Genomic DNA, 18,386 nt, shown 5'->3' on the forward strand with positions numbered 1-18,386 from the left:
GCCCTCCCCATCAGCCGTTTAACACCTTCAGAATATTCTCCTGCCTGGCCCGAATGATTATCTCTTCAAGTACGCGGGATACGAGTTCCGCTATCGCTCCGTCGGTATTTTCAACCTTGACTGAAATTGGCTGTGACTTCTCACGGGAGAGTACGGCGATGAGCGCATCTATCTTCGCGATCAATTCCTTGATTGAAGGTGGCGCCTCCGCTGGAACGCCATTTGGGTCGATGGTTCGATTTGTGTCAGCCATTTCTCTCCCCTCCTTTACGCGCCTGCGACGATCGGCCCGGCAACCGGAAGAAGGAGGTATTCGCCCGCCATAAGTTCACCCGGCTGATATGATAAGTTGTTTTCAACAAACGCATAGAAAATTTCCTTTCTTGTCCCGGCTGAATCGGGCATGAATTCAAAAAGCCTTACGCTCCCTTCAATGCGCCTTAGCAGATCCGACTGATCGCCGGAAAGTGATATTTGAATACGACCTTCCTGAATCTTCGACTGCGCAAGCCTGGAAAACGAATAGTCAAACTCCCTCCTTGAATAGGGAGGGGTGATTGAAAACATATCGACAGGAGCCACCACCGGTTCGCAGTACGTTATATAGATATTTTTCGATACTCCTCCGGTATGGATAAGGGGGAGCTCTTCCCGGAAGATGACTTTTCCCTCATGCGGAGAGAGGTCAAAGCTCGGCGCAAACGAATACTCCGGAAAAAATGATATTTCGCTTTCGCTTATCGGCCCGGACACATCAGAAAGTTTCAATATGGCGATCTCAACCTTTCCCACGTCTACAAATGGCGGACCTCCCGCAGCGCCTCTCGAATCGGAAAAATTCGCCCCCTCCGTACCGTCAACCAGTGAGATGCTTCCAAGAGAGTTGGCGACGACCGAAACCTTTTTCACGCTCCCTGATACCGGCCTGGTTATCGTGATATCGGAGGATGCGTTCACCGCGACCTCCGCACCTGCGATCCAAAGCGAACCTTCGGAGACATCCACCGCATCCGAAATGCCTGAGGAGGCTCCTCTTATCCGGCAGCCGTTTCGCAGACCGTCGGGGCGCACCACTGGGCGGCGGTCGACCCCGTTCTCATCCTGTTCGCAGAGTGAAAAACTTGCAGCGCCGCAGACAAAGGTTCTGCTGTCGCCGGTACCGGTCATCAGTTGCGGGCCGGCCTGAGAAAATGAATCCTCGATCTTCAACTGCATCCCGGAGGTTGTAGGCAATTTAACGCTCATATTTTCCTTTTCCGTTCACTCAAAAATTTCCAGTTCCCATTCCTGCCGAAAGACCGTCTGTGTATCCGATTTATCAAACACGCTTTCCCTGACAAACCGGATCGGCTGAATGTTCAAGCCTGCGTCCGACCCCTGGAGAATATTTCGCGCGGTATCAAGTGTGTTGTATATCCCCCCAGTGACAACGTCACCCCTTACTGCGGAAGAGGGGGATCGGAGGTTTCTCGCCACGATGTAGAGATGAAACGAGAACAGATGTCTTTTCTTCATCGCGCTTCGGACACCGGTGGTACTTCCATTAAAAACCACAAACACTTTCGGCGATGTCACCACCTCTTTTAAAAACTCATCCGCCGACGGTTTTCTTCCGAATACCGAGGCTTTCATCCCGCCGCTCTCTATAGCGGTTACTATCGCGTCTTCAAGCTGGTTTGCCGTGTACATCCGTTACCACTCCGACAGTTTTGTTCGCGAAAATTTGCGCTCTTCCGCCGTATATCCGACGCTTGATGCTAATACGCCCGAAGGTGAAGGTTTGTCGACCACCCCTTCAAGAGCGACCTTGCGTTCACCGACCAGGCTGAAAAAACTAATAGCCATTTTGTAGGCATCCTTCCACGCCGGGCCTTCAACCGAACGATAGAGGTGAAGTTTGTAAATGGCGATAGACGCCGAATACTCCTTTACTATCCTCGGGACCGGGGAGAGAGGCACCTGATACACAGGGGATATGAATCCGTTTATAAGTGCGTCCGCGTCTTCGATCGCCGCGCTTACAAGAGCGGTATCGACGACACCGCTTCCGCTCCTGTCCGTCAGCTGTATCAGCAAAGCCTCGTCGACCCTCTCCTTTAAATCCGCCTCTGTTGAATATGCCATTTTCGTTTCCCTTTTTTTGTGGGGCGGACCGAAACGGCCCGCCCCTGACCGATTGGTTACGCGCCGCCGGTGGAACCGAAGATGAGGTGCGGTAGACCGTAACCCGAATTGCCCCGGTAATCGACGCCGTATACATACTCCTTGCGCATGAAAACGTTTTCGTCCGCCAGCTGGTCAAGAGCGACAAACTGCGGCTCCCTCCTGGTCTGGAATATGAACGGTTTCGCCGCATGCCTGAGGTCCGCAAGGAACCAGTAGGTAGGATTCGCGGCAAGTTCCGGCGCGACTATTACGTCGGCTGAATCCTTCCAGATATTCGTCTCGCCGTTCGCCGATTTATCTGCGCGCAATATCTGCCTCGCAAGCCCTTCCATCTGCGGCGGAACGATGAGGAAATTCGGAAGTATCCTGAGCGGACGCCCTTCGTCATTCACGAGGCTCATCATCTGCGCCCTCGCATCCTGATAGGTCGTCGCGCTCAGCACGTCAGCCGAGGTATTGCTCCATGCCGCGAGCTTGCCGTTCGGATGCGACGCGGAGAAAAAGTTCTGGCCATCAAAACATAGCGAGGTGAAACCTTTCACCAGGAGATCAAAGATAAGTTCGTCCGGATGCTGTTTTGCCGATTCGGCGAGCTGTTCTATCATCGGCCTGTAAAGGCCTATCGCGTCGTCTTCGATGTCGTTCCTGTCCACCGAAACGGTAGCTTCAAAATCGCGGTTCTTTATCACAAAACCGTCTACCGAAAGATCCTTGACCACTCTTTCCCCTATCCACTCGCGAAGACCGGGAAACTGACCGAGCCACTTGTACTCTTCCTGCCTTGCCGAAGAGGGGACAACAACCGCCAGGTTACGAAGCGAAGTCGCCGCGCCGTCGTATGCTCTCTGGAAAACAGTCTTAAATCCTGTGTATGCCGCTTCAAGCGTCGCCTGATTGATCACTACGCCAAGCAACGCCACATTCCTAAGCGATAGAGGCGCGCTATCGTCTCCGCAAATAACCACGGCAATGACCGCCGAAATGAAACTTGATATTCTCAAAAACACTCTTTTACTCCTTTTAATAGATAGATTTTTTATTGCCCCCCCTCATGGAAGCGATGACTTCCATGAGGGGGGATGCGCATATCCGGCGCGAGGCGACAGGGAAGTGGTCCCGTAAAAAGGGGGTGATAACAGAACGGGACATAAAGGCAGGCATTCCCCTCAGCTCCTCGCCGCCGTTGAAATATCAATGAAACACGAGCTTGCCGAAACAACCTCGATTATCCTTCCGACCTTCTGGCTCCTCAGCTGGATACTGTCGCTTTGATCGGTTCCCGGAAGAGACGCCGAAACTACCGTGGCGATAACGTTCGAACCATCGGTAGCTGTCAGTGTGTACGAGCCGTCGGTACCGACATTTACCGCAGTGCCGCCGCCATAGGAAAGAAGCGTACCGGTCGCCGTGAACGCCAGCGTCCTTGTTCCGCCGGTCGATAACGCCGTCCTCGCAAGTGTGACCCCTGTCACGTTCGCAGGCTGGGCTACTATCCCCTTACCTACCGAATTGTCGTCGACGACAAACGCGTCCTTCAGCATCTCCGACTGCGTGATCGCGGAAGTTGACACTTCGAATATCCCGGTGAGGTACCCTTCGCACGTCACATCGCCATTGGCCCCGGCGCTGTTATCGGCGAACCTGCGGGCTACACCGAGGAATGTCTCGGATGAGCTGTCGCTCGACGGAACCAGATACCCCGCCGAATTTGCACTGACAAGACTGCCTGCAAATATTTTCACCGCGGCGGCTACCGGAAGCTCGAATATTATCCCCTGCTTCCTCTCTGTCTTTTTGTCCTTTGTTAAAACTGCCATTACCAACTCTCCTTAACTGTTATAGGTGTCGAATACTTCCCTGGAGATACCAAGGAGCGAGTTTATTTTTTCCTGAACTTCGCCTATCGCCTCGACAGCCGAACCGGAATTTTTCGCCGAGACTATTTCCCCCATCCTGACGATCGACCTGCTGTTGGCGAGGAATCGGCTGAATCCTTCAGGATCGGAAGAAGCGTAGCTATATGCCCACTCCTTCTGAGCCGGAAGAATTTTTCCCGACTCGATAGCGGAACCGATCTTTTCCTTCAGCTCCTTCTCTTTCATTGATGTGAGCTCTTCCCTAAGTCGCGCCAGCTCTTCGATGGTTGAGGCTGTTTCCTCTATCGTCCCGCCAGTCGATTCAATCGCCGTTTTTGCCGCCTCGAGAACTTCCTCCTCCCCGGCTTCTTCCGGCATATCGAGAGTGGCTTTCAAATTCGCAATACCCTCCCGCGCGGAATGAAGCATCTTTATGCTTTCAACCGCTTTGGATAAAACATCCGGCGTTTCCGTTTCCTCAGCAAGGCCCAGCGCCTCCTTGAGGCCTATCAACAATTCATGCATTTTTTCCTCCATTAGATTTTGGTTTAAAAGTGGCTTCATCGACCCGATATTCGGGTGATTCGTAAGACCGAAACTGACTACCCTTTCTATGTGCAGTCTCCCGCCAACAGAATGGGCGGGATTGAAGACAAAAACAGGAGACAGGTAGCGGAACCCTTTTTGCCTTAGGGACTCCTCCCCCCTTTGTGTCCATTCGATTTTTCCATACAGCCCGTCTGGAGTTGTTTCAAGACTATTCAATGCAACCCACCCAGCCGCTTCGGCCTCCGAGGCGGTAAACGATTCATGCCCGAAGTCGACCGGGATGTCGCGCCCCTCCCTTTTCGCTCCTTTGAGGATTCTCTCAAGAGCCTCCGCGTCTATAACCTGCAGTCCCGCTTCGTGCGCAAAACTCCCCGCGGGAACGAGCTGTACCTTTTTGTTTATCAAATTCATCGCGCCGCCCCCTTCCCGTTTTCACTGCGGAGGACTTCTTCCACGCTTGAAGGGGGGAGTATCCCGGCAGACTCGTATAGCTGTGAGACAGGAAGCGGTAGCCCCATTTCGAAGAGCTTTCTCAGGTCATCAAGCTTTTTTGTTTTTGATTCGCGGTTCTCGAAATCAGAAACAAAACGTGGATAGACTTTCTGCTCCCCGAAATTCGCCTTGATGAGGGGGACAATGAAATCCCTTGTCAAAGTCTCATCAAGCATCGCGCAATCGAAACGGAGTATGTCCATCCTCACCCTGTCGTGAACATTGCCAAGTGAGTATGAACCGCTCTGCCCGTGCTCCGTCGTAAGCGTCTGCCCCAGCACCCGCTTGCTCTTCTGACGATTGAAAAACTCGACTGCGTTCTGAAAAAGATCGTGACTGCCGGCTAGCCGCGATTCTATGAATTCTATTGTTGTATCCTCGCTGATAATCGCCGCCGCGTCCGAGCCGAGATCCTGCACAGCTTTTTTCAGGATATTCCGCGAACTTTCATCGGCAGACGGCTTGAATTTGCCAAGTCTTAACGGAATTCCGTACACATCCATGAAAGACATCCAGTCTTTTATGGAGTAATTGGTAAAAAGAAAGTACCACGCAAGGCCGCGGTACAGCCCCCCCTGCAAAAGACCGCTCCCCGCCGAACGGTTTATGTGAAAAATGAATTTATCTCGCGGAAGCTTCTCCCCTTCAGACTCTCCGTATGGGAGATAGAGCGGAAACTCAAGTATCTTTCCGCCCCCCTTCATGTCGAAAAAGGTAAAGAGCGTCTGCGGACAAAACTTCAGTTCGCTCACTATCAGGTTTCCTTCGCGAACCTCAAAGACCATCTCAGTAACCGAAAAGCCTTTTCCTATCGATGAAAGGATGTCGTGAATGGCAAGAGTTTTTCCGCTTATCCCCTCCCACACCTCGGAGATGAAATCGCAATGCTTCCTCGCCTCATCGCTATCAGAGGCTGGAACAATCCGCCTTGATGTGGAAGCTGTCGCGGTTATCCTCGTCTGCATGACGGTAGCAAGATGGATATCCTTCTCCTCCATTTCGCCGAAAAGCTCCATCGCGTTTCTGCAGTAACCCTGGTCAAGCTCCCTCAACAGGGAGGCAAGCTTTTCAGGTGTGAGGTTCTTTCCCGGGTAAGAGCGGAATCCCGCGGGCGAGACAGCCTCAACCAGCTTGACCCCAGGCGCAAATTTTCCAGAATCGTTCATACCTTTACCATCTCCATCCATTTGAAATTTGTTTTTCAGCTCCGTATCGAGGCCTTCGGCTCAATGTTTCGTAAACTATCTGTTCCTCCCTTCCCTCTTCCATACCAGCTAGGCACGCGAGGAAAAGGGCCCATGCCGCGTCGGCATGATGCTCCGAAGAGGATGCCACCGTGAAAATGACGTTCCCCGCGCCGGTAATTTTCTGCTCAATCGACATAAGCTGTGATATGAGAAACCTGTCGAGCGGCAGGACGAGCCTGTCATCCATGAGATTCACGCGAAAGAGGTTGATCATTTTCGCTTTCGATTCCGCCGTGAAATGTACAGGGATGATCCTCTCTCCGAAACTGTCTTTCAGTCTCTCGGAAAGGTGGAGCCCTATTCCTGTCGAATCGATAGCCACCCTCCTTACTCCGTGGCTAACCGCCTCGCATAGAACCTTCTCCTGCGAAGTGAAATCGACATTCGCAAGCCGCACAAGCATCCTCGCTTCCATACGGCCGTTTTTTGTTTTGTCGAAAATGAAAAGCGCCGATTCGTCCTTTTTTCTTCCGACGTCATACCCGGCGAAAGCTGAACCTTTTATCCGGCACTCCAGCCACTGCCAGTCCGACATGGCGGGAACTCCGTTTATGGTTGCGAACATCAGATCGGCATCGTCGGTGACGCCGTAATCCGGCGTACAACATCCGGTTATCGAGTCGACCGGGAACGCCGAAGAGAGCGAATCGAGAAATTCAAGCTCCGACTCCTGTCGGAACGCGGCCTCCGGCATCGAACCATAAATAAGGCGCATAGAAGGGGTCCCGAAACTTTCTACCCTTTCGGCTGTGGAAAGCTTCGGGGCCTCCAACTTTGCCCGCGCCACATCCACGCAAAGCGCGCTCGATTCCCACCATGGGACTTCGAAGAGGGAAAAGCCGGGATACTTCCCCCTTGAGATCGGATAAAAAACCGAATCGGCGCCAAGCGGGGTGCTCTCTATAACTAGAATGTCGTTCTCGCTTCGCGATGTGGAGTGAAGAGCGCCTTCATATATCTTCGCCGCGTCACGGCAGTGGGGGAGTTCGGAGATACCAATGTCTCCCCCCTTCCCTCTTGGAGGACGGGAAGCAAGCGACCTTAGCGCGGACCTTCCGCCGCCCGAATCCTCGAAAAGAAGTTCGGTGCGCGATCGCGCCACCCGCTTTTTCCTGAATCTGCGCGGTATCGAGTCGTAAATGGCGTCCGCATATTCTATCTTCCCTTTTGCCTCCTCAAGATTCATGCTGATGAAGGTGCCTGAATAGTTTCTCTTCAGCTGTGAGCGGATGAACATTTTGAGCGTCAACGCCCAACTCCCCCCGACGCGCCTGCTCTTGAGGATATTTATGAATTTCGACTCGCATCGCAAAAACTCCCTCTGCCAGTCATCCAGCCTTATGCTTCTGCCGTTTGCCTTCACAAGGAGTTCCGCGAAATTCTCCGGCTTTATCAGCCAGGCTAAGAATTCCTTATTGTCGGCGCGGTCAAACATCAGCTACACCAGCCTTGTTATTTTGGAATTGCTCGTAAAGGGCCTGCATCTGCTCAAGTTCAGCGAGGTCGTCCTTCAAACCCTCCTCGGCGACAAGTTTTTCAAATTTTTGTATCAGCGACTTTTCGCATTTTGCATAAGCCTTCTTTAATGAAGCGTCATTTGCTAACTCCATTCTGACCAGCTGGATGATCTTCGCCGCAAGCGCGCCCGACAGCTTCTCCCCCGTGGTAGATTTGAGGCGCATCTTCTTGTAGTCGTTCGTAACCTTTATTACGTCCTTTATATCCCAGTCGCCGAAAGCATCTTCCTCGATGGAATACCTGTTGAGACAATCGACATAAACTGCGTGTTCAAGCACCGCTTGAATATGCGATACATCTTCACCAACTTTTATCTTTTCCAGAAATTCCCTTACTATCTGCGCGCCGCTATTCTTGAAAAGAAGGTTCCGGCTCACCTTCTCCCCTTTCCCCTGCATGTATTCTGTAATCTGCTTTTGGGGAATCGTCCGGTTCAGTGACTTCCTGATGGAGTTTTGAATTTGAATCGCATTTTTTCCGTCTTCGATGCCGCGCGAAATTATTTCCTTCGCTTCAGGTGAGATCTCTGCGGCGGTCGGCCTTGCACGTTTTTTCATTTTCAGGAAACTCCCGCCTCGCTAACGCCGTTTTCAATTACGTCGATCCCCTTCGCGGTGATGCGCGCCATGAAGACCTGCTCTCCGCCGACGCTGTATGTATTGAGCGTTAAGAGGGATTTCCTGTCGAGGTACCAGAGATGGAAGCGGATCTCTTCAAGTAGCAGATTGGAAAATCCCGATTCCCTGAATTCCTCCAGAATTTCCGTATCCTCATTAAAATACTCCTGGAACGAGTTGCAGTACGAAAGTATCTTTCTGCGAAGCTCCTTTTGATATTCAAGCTTTGTGTACTGCCCCGAAGAGGCCTCCACACCCCGAACGGTCACCGCGCCGTCCAATACGTCGATCCCCGCCGGAGTTATCTGTATGGAGGATGTTGACCCGTTTTTTCTCAGCAAGACAAGTTCCTTCTGCTCAAGGTAGTTGAAGAGTTCCTGCACATGCTCAAGGGAGAGGGCTGGAAACCTTGTCTTGAGATTGGAGGCAATCGCCCTGTCGGTCTGCGGATGAAGATAAAGCTCTCTTGCCAGCTGAAGGAGATGTTTTCTCAGTACCCTTTTCTTTGCGGCGTTCAGAGGCACGTTCATTATTGTTTAATCCCTTCCATGGTTAATCTTTCGTAAATGGAATCTATCTTGTGATTAATGTTCGCGGCGAACGCGCCAAACTCCTGCCTGCTTGCGAACGACTGCGCGTGCGATCTCGAAAGTTTTTCTATCCTTTTCTCCATTTCATCCATGTTCATATCGCTCTGGCTTTTGATATTTCTGATCACCTTTATGAACTCCCTCCTTGCCCTTATGGAAAGATTGCGGATTTCGCGCCCCCTGCGTGCGTCCTTATGCGCAATCTGCTTCTTGAGTTCCTTTGCTTTCGCCTGCAACTCCTCAAAATTTGCGTCCATCTTCCTGTCCATGGACGTCAGGGTTCGCTTCCCAAGGAACAAAAGGAGCGACCAGCCGATGCTGATGAACAAAACCAGTAATTGCGCAACAAGGCTTTCAAACATAGGTTGCCTTCCCGGAATCAAGGTCGATAGAAATGAATACCGCGCCAGCCATCACTGGGACAGCCCGTTTAAACTTTAATTGCCCCGCTAGATGGCGGCGCGGTATTCCCCTGTTTCTTTTTCCGTATTTCTCAAAAGTCCTGGTAGCAAAATTCATGACCGAAAAATAACCGAAATTTCAACCGAAGTATATCGCTATGCGGTCATTTGCAAATAAAACAGAATTTTGATGATTGATACGCTTCCGGTGAACTACAATCTAAAGGCAAACCTGGTGGATTTGACGGGATATAGACCTGATTCCTGTCGCCTGTCACCGACGCTTACAACTTAAGGAAGTTTTTTTAAATTTTAAGATAAGACTATGATTTGACTAGCATTAATATATTCGGTAAATTAACAAGGTTGCGAAAGTGGCGGAACTGGTAGACGCGCTGGATTTAGGATCCAGTGGGTAACCGTGGGGGTTCGAGTCCCCCCTTTCGCACCAGGCGAATTTTTGGCAAAGGTTGCTTATTGGAATTACCGGTCTTATAGGTACCGGAACAGTTTAAATAAAGGAAAGACGACGTGACGACTACAGCAGAAGATATAAAGATAGAAACAACCGACGTCCAGCCATGCGTAAAGAAGCTGGATATTGAGATCCCCGAACCGCTCGTTTCAAAGGAATACGCCAAAGCGCTGAACAGCATCAGGAAAACAGCCGCTGTTCAGGGTTTCAGGAAGGGGAAGGCTCCAAAGGAGATCCTCGAAAAACTGTATTCGCACTCCCTTCTTCTGGAAGTCGGGCAGAAGATGATCAACGACAGTTATGAAAAGGCGGTCACCGACAAAAAGGTAAGAGTTTACGGCGATCCGGCCATTGAAAATGTCGTTGTGGAGCAGGGGAAACCGATCTCCTATTCGGCGACGGTGGAGACGATACCCGAAGTAAAACTCCCAGACTACTCCTCCTGGAGTTTTGATAAAAAGATCGAGAAGCTGGATGAAAGCGAAGTGGAAAAACCTATCCAGAACACGCTTGAACAGTTCGCCGAACTTGTCCCTGCCGATGAAAATCCGGTAAAGGAGGGGGATTTCATCATTGCGGACTACTCGGCAACAATGGATGGAAAGGTAATGGAGAACATGACCGGTGAAAACCGGGAGATGATAATCGACTCCAGTGAAGGAAACCTTCTTGCCTCATTTTTCGAACAGATAATAGGGATGAAGAAAGGGGAGGAGAAGGAGTTCACGGTAAAACTTTCCAAGCAGTTCCCTGATCCCGAACTGGCCGACAAGGAGGCGCTTTTCAAGGTGAAGATCCACTCCATCAAAGAGAAGAAGCTTCCCGAGCTGAACGACGAATTTGTTTCCACCAACACATCCTTTAAAACCGTGGAGGAGATGAAGGAGTCGATTAGGAAAAACCAGACCGAAAACCTAAAGCGGAAAGCCGAGGAAATGCTCAGGATGGAAATTGTCGACAAATTCATAAAAGAGACAAAGTTCGAGCTTCCGCCGAACATGGTAGGTGAGTATGCCAACATGCACGCAAACCGGGTTAGGGAGCGTGCGCGGTGGAGCGGGATCGACCTGGAGAAAAGTCCCGGATTCAAAAAGGACGAATTCGAAAAGGCCTGCCTAGTAGAGGGTGAAAGGCTTGCGCGCGAAGATGTGATAATCAGCGCCATAAGCGAACAGGCCGATGTAAAGCCGGATCCCAAGGAGATAATGAACGTCCAGAAAGAGTATCTCCAAATGATTGAAAACCAAGGCTCTTCCGCAAAAAACATGGAAAACGCGAGGAGGAGAGCTCTCTCGCTTGCCATAAAGGAAGTTCAGACCGGAACAGTTTATAAATATCTTTTTTCAAAATTAAACATAACGGAAAAAACTGTCGATAAAAAGAAGGAGAAAAAGTAATGCCGTTAATACCTATAGTCGTTGAGCAGACCGCCAGAGGGGAGAGGTCCTATGATATCTACTCCAGACTTTTGAAGGACCGAATCATCTTTTTGGGAACGGCTATCGACGACCACGTAGCAAACCTGACGGTAGCCCAGCTCCTTTTTCTTGAAGCGGAAGATCCCGACCAGGACATCTATATCTACATAAACTCCCCCGGCGGCGTGGTCAGCTCCGGTCTTGCGATATACGATACGATGCAGTTCGTGAAACCCGACATTCAAACCATCTGCACCGGTCAGGCCGCCAGCATGGGTTCGCTTCTCCTCTCCGCGGGAACCAAGGGGAAGAGGTTCTCCCTTCCGAACGCCAGGATCATGATCCATCAGCCGTCATCCGGCTTTCAGGGTCAAGCCACCGATATTGAGATACAGTCCAAGGAGATCGGACGATTGAGGACGTCGCTTGAGAACATATACTCAAAACATACCGGTCACCCTCTGGAAAAGATAAACAGGGACTGCGAGAGGGATTTTTTCATGACCGCCAAGGAGGCGAAGGAATATTGCCTGATCGATGAGATAATAGAAACCAGGGCCATGGCCAAGAAAAAGGCTGACGGTAAAAAAGGCGATAAGAAATAGGTTAATATAGGAGTAAGAATATGCCAAAGAAGGACGACAATCGCAACCTTGGGTGTTCTTTCTGCGGAAAGAGCCAAAGCGAGGTTAAAAAACTTATTGCCGGTCCCATGGTTTACATATGCGACGAATGCATCGACCTCTGCAATGAGATAATCGTTGAGGAGTGGAACCAGGAGAAGAGCGCCGCTTTTGCCGGGCTCCCGAAACCTTCCGAGATCAAGGCGATACTCGACGACTATGTTATCGGGCAGGATCACGCTAAAAAAGTCCTCTCTGTTGCCGTGCACAACCACTATAAACGGGTTGACGCCAATATCGGCGTGGACGATGTCGAACTCCAGAAGAACAACATACTCCTCATAGGTCCCACAGGGACGGGAAAGACGCTCCTGGCGCAGACGCTCGCGAAACTTCTGAACGTCCCTTTCACGATAGTCGACGCAACTACGCTTACCGAGGCCGGCTACGTTGGCGAAGATGTGGAAAACATCATTCACCGGCTTCTTCAGGTGGCAGAGTATGACATCGAAAAAGCCCAGAAAGGGATCATCTATATCGACGAGATCGACAAGATCAGCCGCAAGACCGACAATCCATCAATCACCCGAGACGTTTCGGGAGAAGGTGTTCAACAGGCGCTTTTGAAGATTATCGAAGGGACCGTTGCCAACGTCCCCCCTCAGGGCGGGCGAAAGCATCCACAACAGGAATTTCTGCAGGTCGACACTACAAACATACTCTTTCTCTGCGGCGGCGCATTTGTGGGCATCGACAAGATTATTGAAAACCGTCTTGGCAAGGTGACGGTAGGTTTCGGCGGAAAGATCAAATCGAAGAAGGATGTCGACAAGTCGATGTCGCTCAAGGAGGTGCTCCCCGAAGACCTGTTAAAATTCGGACTCATCCCGGAATTCATCGGCCGTCTCCCTGTTTGCGCGGTAATGGATGAACTAACAGAGGATATGCTGAAGGAGATCCTCGTAAAGCCGAAAAACGCACTTACAAAGCAGTACCAGAAACTTTTCAGCTTCGACAACATCAAGCTCAGATTTTCCGATACGGCTCTTAACGCGATCGCCAAGGAAGCGATAGAGCGAAAACTTGGCGCGAGAGGGTTGAGGGCAATTCTTGAAAGAGCGATGCTGGATATCATGTATGAGATCCCGGGAAACACTGAGATAGAAGAAGTCCTCATAAACGAGGAAGTAATAAAGCATAACGCCACCCCTCTTATCTCATACAAGAAAAAGAAAGTCGGCTAAATTTGGAACAGATAGACAACAAGGACAAGCTCGCTTCCTTTTTCAAGAACGGCATGGAACTCCCGCTGTTGCCGCTTCGCGATATAGTTATATTCCCGACGATGGTCGCACCGCTGTTCGTCGGGCGTGAAAAGTCGATCCGGGCCGTTGAACACGCGGTCGACAACAACGCAAACTATATTTTCCTGTCCGCTCAAAAATCGGCAAATGACGAGGCGCCGAATCCGGATGCGATCTATGAAACAGGCTGTATCTCCGAAATAATACAGGTCTTCAAAATGCCTGACGGCACGGTGAAGATCGTAGTTGAAGGGATTGCGCGCGCCACTGTGGAAAAGTACACCTCAAAGAAACCTTTTTACATGGTTACGGCGAATCCGATACTCGATGAGCCGGAGGAAAAGACCGGAACAGAGCTTGAAGCTCTCTCAAGAGGAATTAAATCGATTTTCGAAAAATTCGTAAAAATGGATAACCGGCTCCCTTCTGAAATTACATCCGCCGTGTCGGAAATATCAAATCTCGAGGAACTAGCAAACACGGTCATGTCGCATGTCGGCCTCCGCACAGGCGACAGGCAATCGATACTGAGCGAGCGATCGCTAGCCAAAAGGCTTGAGATGATAATCAATTTCCTGGAAACGGAAATTGAGATCCTGATGATAGAGAAGCGCGTGAAAACTCGCGTTAAAAAGCAGATGGATAAAAGCCAGAAAGAGTACTACCTCAACGAGCAGATGAAGGCCATACACAAGGAGCTCGGACGTACTGACGGAAAATCGGAAATAGAAGAGTTCCGGTTAAAAATCAAAAATGCGAAAATGCCCGCCGATATAGAAACAAAGGCAGTGAAGGAACTTGCCAAACTTGAGCAGATGCCCCCTCTTTCGGCTGAAGGGACGGTTGTAAGGAATTATCTGGAATGGCTTGTCGATATACCATGGAATAAAAAAACCGATGACAACCTTGACACAAAGAGCGCTCAAAAGATACTCGATAGCGACCATTACGGACTGGAAGACGTAAAAGAGAGGATCCTCGATTACCTCGCCGTGAAGAAACTTTCGAAAACAGGGCGCGGCCCGATACTTTGCCTTGTCGGCCCTCCGGGGGTCGGAAAAACATCGCTGGGAAAATCGATAGCCCGTTCACTGGGGCGCAACTTCGTAAGGGTTTCGCTCGGCGGTGTTAGGGATGAGGCCGAGATAAGGGGTCACAGAAGGACATATATAGGCGCTCTGCCGGGGAGGATAATCCAGTCGATGAAAAAGGCAGGGAGTATCAATCCGGTCATGATGCTCGACGAGATAGACAAGATGAGCATGGATTTTCGGGGTGATCCTTCGTCCGCCCTCCTTGAGGTGCTCGATCCGGAACAGAACAGGAATTTCAGCGATCACTACCTTGAAGTCGATTACGACCTTTCAGAAGTGATGTTTATCACCACGGCGAATATGCTTCATAACATACCGGGTCCCTTGCGCGACCGGATGGAGGTGCTTGAGATCGCAGGATACACCGAACTGGAAAAACTACAGATCGCGAAGAATTTCCTTATCAAGAAGGAGCTAAAGGAGCACGGCCTCTCCACCGAACAGCTCGATCTGCATGACGCCGAAATTAAAAAAATTATTTCAAATTACACCCGTGAAGCTGGGGTCAGGAACCTGGAGAGGGAGATAGCTACCGTCTGCAGAAAGGTGGCAAGGAAAGTGGTCGAGGAAGACAATTACAACGTCGTGCCGGACGCAAAGGATATCGCGAAGTATCTCGGCCCCGAGAAGTTCCTGGTGGAGTTAGCGGAAACTCACAGCGAATGCGGTTTCGCGCACGGCCTTGCATGGACGGCGGTCGGCGGTGAAGTAATGCACACTGAAGTAAGCATTGTCCCCGGGAAGGGGAAACTGACGCTTACCGGAAAACTTGGGGAAGTGATGAAGGAGTCGGCGCAAGCGGCGCTTACATACATACGTTCCCGCTCCGACAGATTCAAACTGGACAGAAATTTCTATTCGAAAACCGATATCCATATCCACCTTCCGGAAGGGGCAATACCAAAGGACGGGCCGTCCGCAGGAATAACTATGGCCTCGGCGATGGTATCGGCTTTCTGCAACATTCCGGTAAGGCACGACGTGGCGATGACCGGTGAAGTGACATTACGGGGGAAGGTACTCCCTATAGGCGGCTTGAAGGAGAAAGCCCTCGCCGCCCACAGAGCTGGCATAAAGGAAGTGGTTTTCCCATACGAGAACGAGAAGGATCTTGAAAAAATACCGGAAACAGTAAGGCAGGAGATGAAATTCACAAGCGTGAAGACAATGGACGATGTATTGAACATCGTCATGACGGAACCTGTCTTCAGCGACAAGAAAAAAAGGGTCAGAAAGAAAGATGCTCCACAAACCGACGCATCTCCTCGCCCGGGCATCAACTGATCTTTTCCGCCGCTTCACAATCGGCACGGCCCAAAATGCGAATTCCGCGCATATGGCTCTGTTACCCGCCTGTTTATCATTTTCAATCTGCGGAAACCGCCATACATTTCACCCAATATTTAAACGAAACCTAATATAGTTAAATAAGGAAATATTTAATATGCTCGTTGGGAGTCCAGCCAGGAAAGAAGGGGGAAAAGCATGAACAAGTTTCATGGCACAGCTCCCTGTTTAATGGATGCGATACGAATTATAATGAACTGAGAATTTAAACTTTTTAAAACCGGTAACGGATACAAGGAAAAGGGATATCAGATAGATGGTTCAGAAAATCATTCCGAAGGAGATGATAGACAAGATAATGGAGGAGTACGCCTGCACACGCGAAGAGGCTACCCAGGCGTTCCTGGAAGCACAAAGCACATTTGAGGAAACCCTGCATGAAAAGCTTGGGATGACCTCGGAGGAGAAATCAAAAGCAAAGGAAGGGCCCACTCTCCTAACCCCGTATGAGATAAAGGAATATCTCGACAAATTCGTAATAGGCCAGGAAGTTTATAAAAAGCGGCTCGCGATCGCCGCCGCTTACCACTTCGCCATGGTAAAAGCCAAGACCGACAAGCCGGACATAATCGATCGCTACAACGTAAGGAGATTCAGAAAAAAGAACACCCTGATAGCCGGTGCATCGGGTAGCGGGAAAACATACTGCGTCGAGGTCCTGGCGGACCTGATGGGCGTACCCGTGAATGTTGTGGACGCCACCGATTACACGGAGGCCGGATACGTCGGCAAAAGCGCGGACGATATGATACGGGAGCTTATAAATATGGCCCCTGGTGAAACCAAGCGGGAAAAAGCTGAATTCATAAACCGTTTCGGCGGCCTTATCTTCATCGATGAAATGGACAAAAAAGCGAAAGAGGGAAACATGGTCGGGATAGATGTATCCCGCGAAGGATTCCAGCGCTCGGTACTGAAACTTATCGAACGAAAACTGGTATCCATAGACGATCCAAACTCCCCCTCCTCCCAGATACAGGAGCTTGTGGACCAGCAAAGAGGGATTAAATCTTCCAAAAAGAAATCGATGATCAGCACGGAGAACATACTCTTTATACTCGGAGGCTCCTTTCAGCGTCCGAACGACAGTATGGAAACCATCGTAAAAAAACGGCTGGACAATAAGAGCGGGAGAGTAAAGGAAGACGGGTCGCTGACGATCAGCGGCTTTTCCGTCACTGACGCCGAGACGCGGAGGGATACCTATCGGAACTACTACAAGGAGGCCATAGAGGACGACTATATCCGCTTTGGAATAATACCGGAGCTTGTCGGCAGAGCACCTATCCGCACCTATGTAAATCCCTTGTCGAAAAACGACCTTGTCAGGATCATGACCGAGACGGAGGATTCTATCCTCAACCAGTACAAGCTGGAGTTCGAGCTGTTCGGAATAAAGGTAAACTTTACAAATGAAGCGATAGAACATGTGGCAACCAAGGCCGAAAAGAAAAAAACTGGAGCCAGGGCGCTGGTGAGCGAATGGGAGACCATCCTGACCGATTTCCAGTACACCCTGCCGGGTACCAATTTCGACACTCTTACCGTCAACGAAAAAATATGCAGCCACCCCCAGGATCAGCTTCTGGAACTTTTCGAGAAATCACCGCTGTTCGATTTTGTAAACAGGTTCAACAAGGAGTTCGGCATACAGATAAAATTTTCGGATGATGCCGCAAAATATGTCGAAGAGTACGCCAAAGCCCATAGCGTGCAGGTCTCGGACGCTCTTGAAAAACTGATGTCCGGCGCGGCGGCCCTGAACTACATCAACCTGAAAGGGGAATTCCTGGTAGAAAAACATATGCTGGACGACGAAAAATACTTCGACAAACTGTATGTCGACTGGCATAAAAAACAGATGGAAACACCGCCGGAAGAGTAGTATCCGAAGATCATTTTTAATGTGAGCGTAGCCCGTTTATCACTGGTAAAATACAAAATCATGCAATTGGAAGGGGAAATGGATATCAACACAGAATTTCGGTTTCATTTGCGCTCCACCTGTTTATTGTTCCCCGAATATGGTAAAAATCTGTAGTCATGAAAAATAAGAGAAACGCATTTATCGCTCTTCTACTCGTATTCGGTACATTGGCAGGCTGCGTGAAGGATATTCCGGAACCTGTCACCAACGCGGACTATTTCGACCAAAAGATGGAACAACTCGCGATCACCCTTGCGAACAACGACATAAAGAGGATAAGCAAAGCGGCTGTCCTTGATTTTAAAAACTCGGATGGCCGCACCTCCCAGCTTGGGAGATACCTCTCCACTAAATTTACCGATATCATCATCAGGCATCAGCTCTATACGATCCCTTCCTTCGGAGAGGTAGACAGCGCCATAAAATCCGAAGGGGTAAAATATAACGGAACGCTGGACAAGGAATCCGCGATGAAACTTGGAAAGGCCCTGAATGTTGAAGGCCTTATAGTCGGCGTAATTTCCGACCTGCAAAAAGGGAGCGATATAGACCTTATAGTCAGCATAATAGAGGTTAAAAGCGGGAACATCATATCTTCGGCAAATATAAACCTGTTAAGGAGCAAATCGGTCAGCACTATGCTGGACAATACCTTGTAACCGCATCGTCAATGAAACCGTCCCGCGCCGAAGCTACCGAAGCTCGAACTGAACGCAGTTGAGGAACGCTAAAGATATCCGGAGTGGGGAAATATGAGCGCCA

General features: G+C 50.1%; 18 protein-coding genes and 1 tRNA gene. 7 read left to right on the plus strand and 12 right to left on the minus strand.

Annotation, left to right across the window (positions count from 1 at the left end):
* Positions 1-10: 10 nt before the first annotated feature.
* The 12 genes from OEY64_08550 to OEY64_08605 all read right to left on the minus strand — a co-directional run bounded on the left by OEY64_08550 (position 11) and on the right by OEY64_08605 (position 9,397).
* Positions 11-253 carry a hypothetical protein gene (locus tag OEY64_08550; GenBank protein ID MDH5542996.1) on the minus strand — a complete coding sequence of 81 codons (243 nt, stop codon included), beginning with the start codon at positions 251-253 and terminating at the stop codon, positions 11-13.
* Between the two features lie 14 nt (positions 254-267).
* Positions 268-1,245, minus strand: coding sequence for a hypothetical protein (locus OEY64_08555; protein ID MDH5542997.1), 978 nt, complete (start codon positions 1,243-1,245; stop codon positions 268-270).
* Positions 1,246-1,260: 15 nt separating this feature from the next.
* Complete coding sequence (locus OEY64_08560; GenBank protein ID MDH5542998.1) at positions 1,261-1,689, minus strand: DUF1834 family protein; 429 nt, start codon at positions 1,687-1,689, stop codon at positions 1,261-1,263.
* A gap of 3 nt (positions 1,690-1,692) precedes the next feature.
* On the minus strand, positions 1,693-2,124 hold the full coding sequence (locus OEY64_08565; protein ID MDH5542999.1) for a DUF1320 domain-containing protein: 432 nt from the start codon (positions 2,122-2,124) through the stop codon (positions 1,693-1,695).
* A 56-nt stretch (positions 2,125-2,180) separates the two neighbouring features.
* On the minus strand, positions 2,181-3,167 hold the full coding sequence (locus OEY64_08570; GenBank protein MDH5543000.1) for a Mu-like prophage major head subunit gpT family protein: 987 nt from the start codon (positions 3,165-3,167) through the stop codon (positions 2,181-2,183).
* Positions 3,168-3,332: 165 nt separating this feature from the next.
* Positions 3,333-3,983 carry a hypothetical protein gene (locus tag OEY64_08575; GenBank protein ID MDH5543001.1) on the minus strand — a complete coding sequence of 217 codons (651 nt, stop codon included), beginning with the start codon at positions 3,981-3,983 and terminating at the stop codon, positions 3,333-3,335.
* Positions 3,984-3,995: 12 nt separating this feature from the next.
* Positions 3,996-4,982, minus strand: coding sequence for a phage protease (locus OEY64_08580; protein MDH5543002.1), 987 nt, complete (start codon positions 4,980-4,982; stop codon positions 3,996-3,998).
* Positions 4,979-6,229: a DUF935 domain-containing protein gene (locus OEY64_08585; GenBank protein ID MDH5543003.1), complete on the minus strand. Its 1,251-nt coding sequence runs from the start codon at positions 6,227-6,229 to the stop codon at positions 4,979-4,981. Before OEY64_08585 ends, OEY64_08580 begins: the two co-directional genes overlap by 4 nt.
* A gap of 4 nt (positions 6,230-6,233) precedes the next feature.
* Positions 6,234-7,745: a hypothetical protein gene (locus OEY64_08590; protein MDH5543004.1), complete on the minus strand. Its 1,512-nt coding sequence runs from the start codon at positions 7,743-7,745 to the stop codon at positions 6,234-6,236.
* Positions 7,738-8,385, minus strand: a complete 648-nt coding sequence (locus tag OEY64_08595; protein MDH5543005.1) for a hypothetical protein — start codon at positions 8,383-8,385, stop codon at positions 7,738-7,740. The genes OEY64_08590 and OEY64_08595 overlap by 8 nt, the downstream gene beginning before the upstream one ends.
* 2 nt (positions 8,386-8,387) lie before the next feature.
* Positions 8,388-8,975, minus strand: coding sequence for a hypothetical protein (locus tag OEY64_08600; protein ID MDH5543006.1), 588 nt, complete (start codon positions 8,973-8,975; stop codon positions 8,388-8,390).
* Positions 8,975-9,397 carry a hypothetical protein gene (locus OEY64_08605; protein ID MDH5543007.1) on the minus strand — a complete coding sequence of 141 codons (423 nt, stop codon included), beginning with the start codon at positions 9,395-9,397 and terminating at the stop codon, positions 8,975-8,977. Before OEY64_08605 ends, OEY64_08600 begins: the two co-directional genes overlap by 1 nt.
* A 407-nt stretch (positions 9,398-9,804) precedes the next feature.
* Here OEY64_08605 and OEY64_08610 point away from each other — a divergent pair.
* The 7 genes from OEY64_08610 (at position 9,805) to OEY64_08640 (ending at position 18,283) form a co-directional block, all read left to right on the plus strand.
* Positions 9,805-9,887: transfer RNA gene (locus tag OEY64_08610), tRNA-Leu, on the plus strand.
* 80 nt (positions 9,888-9,967) lie between these two features.
* A complete protein-coding gene (gene tig, locus OEY64_08615; protein MDH5543008.1) occupies positions 9,968-11,308 on the plus strand; it encodes a trigger factor in 1,341 nt (446 codons plus the stop codon).
* Positions 11,308-11,934, plus strand: coding sequence for an ATP-dependent Clp endopeptidase proteolytic subunit ClpP (gene clpP, locus OEY64_08620; GenBank protein MDH5543009.1), 627 nt, complete (start codon positions 11,308-11,310; stop codon positions 11,932-11,934). Before tig ends, clpP begins: the two co-directional genes overlap by 1 nt.
* Before the next feature lie 20 nt (positions 11,935-11,954).
* Positions 11,955-13,196, plus strand: a complete 1,242-nt coding sequence (clpX, locus tag OEY64_08625) for an ATP-dependent Clp protease ATP-binding subunit ClpX (protein ID MDH5543010.1) — start codon at positions 11,955-11,957, stop codon at positions 13,194-13,196.
* 2 nt (positions 13,197-13,198) lie between these two features.
* Positions 13,199-15,634 carry an endopeptidase La gene (gene lon / locus OEY64_08630; protein ID MDH5543011.1) on the plus strand — a complete coding sequence of 812 codons (2,436 nt, stop codon included), beginning with the start codon at positions 13,199-13,201 and terminating at the stop codon, positions 15,632-15,634.
* Between the two features lie 319 nt (positions 15,635-15,953).
* The gene (locus tag OEY64_08635) at positions 15,954-17,582 is read left to right on the plus strand and encodes an AAA family ATPase (GenBank protein MDH5543012.1); all 1,629 of its coding nucleotides are present in this window, start codon (positions 15,954-15,956) and stop codon (positions 17,580-17,582) included.
* A gap of 158 nt (positions 17,583-17,740) precedes the next feature.
* Positions 17,741-18,283 (plus strand): hypothetical protein, encoded by a 543-nt coding sequence (locus OEY64_08640; GenBank protein MDH5543013.1) that lies wholly within the window; start codon positions 17,741-17,743, stop codon positions 18,281-18,283.
* The last annotated feature ends 103 nt before the right edge of the window (positions 18,284-18,386 follow it).

The sequence above is a fragment of the Nitrospinota bacterium genome (genome assembly GCA_029881495.1).
Lineage (GTDB): Bacteria > Nitrospinota_A > UBA7883 > JACRGQ01 > JACRGQ01 > JAOUMJ01.

Coding starts and splice junctions, on each gene's coding strand:
- OEY64_08550 (MDH5542996.1), bottom strand. CDS start 253: ATGGCTGACACAAATCGAACCATCGACCCAAATGGCGTTCCAGCGGAG.
- OEY64_08555 (MDH5542997.1), bottom strand. CDS start 1,245: ATGAGCGTTAAATTGCCTACAACCTCCGGGATGCAGTTGAAGATCGAG.
- OEY64_08560 (MDH5542998.1), bottom strand. CDS start 1,689: ATGTACACGGCAAACCAGCTTGAAGACGCGATAGTAACCGCTATAGAG.
- OEY64_08565 (MDH5542999.1), bottom strand. CDS start 2,124: ATGGCATATTCAACAGAGGCGGATTTAAAGGAGAGGGTCGACGAGGCT.
- OEY64_08575 (MDH5543001.1), bottom strand. CDS start 3,983: ATGGCAGTTTTAACAAAGGACAAAAAGACAGAGAGGAAGCAGGGGATA.
- OEY64_08580 (MDH5543002.1), bottom strand. CDS start 4,982: ATGAATTTGATAAACAAAAAGGTACAGCTCGTTCCCGCGGGGAGTTTT.
- OEY64_08585 (MDH5543003.1), bottom strand. CDS start 6,229: ATGAACGATTCTGGAAAATTTGCGCCTGGGGTCAAGCTGGTTGAGGCT.
- OEY64_08590 (MDH5543004.1), bottom strand. CDS start 7,745: ATGTTTGACCGCGCCGACAATAAGGAATTCTTAGCCTGGCTGATAAAG.
- OEY64_08595 (MDH5543005.1), bottom strand. CDS start 8,385: ATGAAAAAACGTGCAAGGCCGACCGCCGCAGAGATCTCACCTGAAGCG.
- OEY64_08600 (MDH5543006.1), bottom strand. CDS start 8,975: ATGAACGTGCCTCTGAACGCCGCAAAGAAAAGGGTACTGAGAAAACAT.
- OEY64_08605 (MDH5543007.1), bottom strand. CDS start 9,397: ATGTTTGAAAGCCTTGTTGCGCAATTACTGGTTTTGTTCATCAGCATC.
- clpP (MDH5543009.1), top strand. CDS start 11,308: ATGCCGTTAATACCTATAGTCGTTGAGCAGACCGCCAGAGGGGAGAGG.
- clpX (MDH5543010.1), top strand. CDS start 11,955: ATGCCAAAGAAGGACGACAATCGCAACCTTGGGTGTTCTTTCTGCGGA.
- OEY64_08635 (MDH5543012.1), top strand. CDS start 15,954: ATGGTTCAGAAAATCATTCCGAAGGAGATGATAGACAAGATAATGGAG.
- OEY64_08640 (MDH5543013.1), top strand. CDS start 17,741: ATGAAAAATAAGAGAAACGCATTTATCGCTCTTCTACTCGTATTCGGT.